This window comes from Enterobacteriaceae endosymbiont of Donacia semicuprea (assembly GCF_012570535.1).
Classification (GTDB): Bacteria; Pseudomonadota; Gammaproteobacteria; order Enterobacterales; family Enterobacteriaceae.
This window is the reverse complement of record NZ_CP046210.1, coordinates 41966-43193: the sequence shown is the minus strand read 5'-3', so window position 1 is coordinate 43193 and position 1228 is coordinate 41966. Positions and strand designations below refer to the sequence as shown.

Sequence of the window (1228 nt, the reverse complement as noted above, 5' to 3'; positions counted from 1 at the left end):
CTTATTTATTAATAAGTAGATAAAATTTTTAAAATTTATTTTATTATAATAATTACAATTCTTTTTCAATTTTTAAAGAAATTTTTTCTCCTAAAATAATTTTTACCAATTTTAAATTAAATTCAATAGCATATTTAACACTTTGTGCTGTTAATAATTTATATTTATCATCCCAAAAAACTGGATATTTTGACCATTGATGACGTGGTATTAAAGATTTAAAATCTAAATATCCCGTCATTTTTGCTGTAGGAAAAATATTATTAGAAGAAATAACTATTGCAGGAGATGCACATATTGCACCTATTATTCTTTTAGTATTTTTAAATTTCTTTAAATATTTTAATAAAAGAAAATTCTTACTAAAACTCTGTGATGCTTTAAAACCACCAGGAAGTAAAATTGCTTTTATATTTATATTATCTTTTAATTTTTTTAAAAAAATATCACTTATTATTTTAGTACCATGTGCGCACATTATTTCACGTTTATTATTTATATTTACTACTATAACATTAATATTACTTCTTGTTAAAATATCTATAGAAGAAACAGTTTCTATATCTTCTACACCATCTGTAACACAAAGTAAAACAGAATAACGTTCTATCATAAAATATACCTTATTTAAATAAATATAAAATAATAAAAAATATTTTTTAATGTAAATTAATTTTATTTTTTATATACAGGAAATAATTTACATAATTTTATTATACTATTTTTTATATTTTTAATATATATATTTTTTTTATTTATAATATCTATTATATATTTAGATAATAAAAATATTTCTTTTTCTTTAAAACCTCTTCTTGTAATTGCTGGAGTTCCTATTCTTATTCCAGAAGTAATATTAGGAGGATTTATGTCATCAGGAATACTATTTTTATTTACTATAATATTATATTTTTCTAATAATTTTTCAGCCTCTATACCTGTTATTTTTTGATTAGTTAAATCTATTATAAATAAATGATTATCTGTATTATTTGATACTATTTTATATTTATATTTTTTAAATATTTTTACCATTAATTTAGCATTTTTTAATATTTGTTTTTGATATATAATAAAATTTGGTTTTGATGCTTCTTTAAATGCGACTGCTTTAGCAGCTATAACATGCATTAATGGTCCTCCTTGAATACCAGGAAATACTGCTTTATCAAATTTTTTAAATAAATTTTTATTTTTTTTTGTAGATAAAATAATACCACCTCTAGGG

The 1228-nt window shown here is 19.1% G+C and carries 2 protein-coding genes; both read right to left on the bottom strand.

The features are described from left to right. Positions 1 to 52: 52 nt before the first annotated feature. Positions 53 to 613 carry a DJ-1/PfpI family protein gene (locus GJT91_RS00235; protein ID WP_168868265.1) on the bottom strand — a complete coding sequence of 187 codons (561 nt, stop codon included), beginning with the start codon at positions 611 to 613 and terminating at the stop codon, positions 53 to 55. Positions 614 to 675: 62 nt separating this feature from the next. Next, positions 676 to 1228: PLP-dependent aminotransferase family protein (locus GJT91_RS02270; RefSeq protein WP_484488975.1), on the bottom strand; the 553-nt coding region annotated here is incomplete at its 5' end.

Excerpts from the sequence above, each read along its gene's own strand:
- GJT91_RS00235 (WP_168868265.1), bottom strand. The coding sequence starts at position 613 with ATGATAGAACGTTATTCTGTTTTACTTTGTGTTACAGATGGTGTAGAA.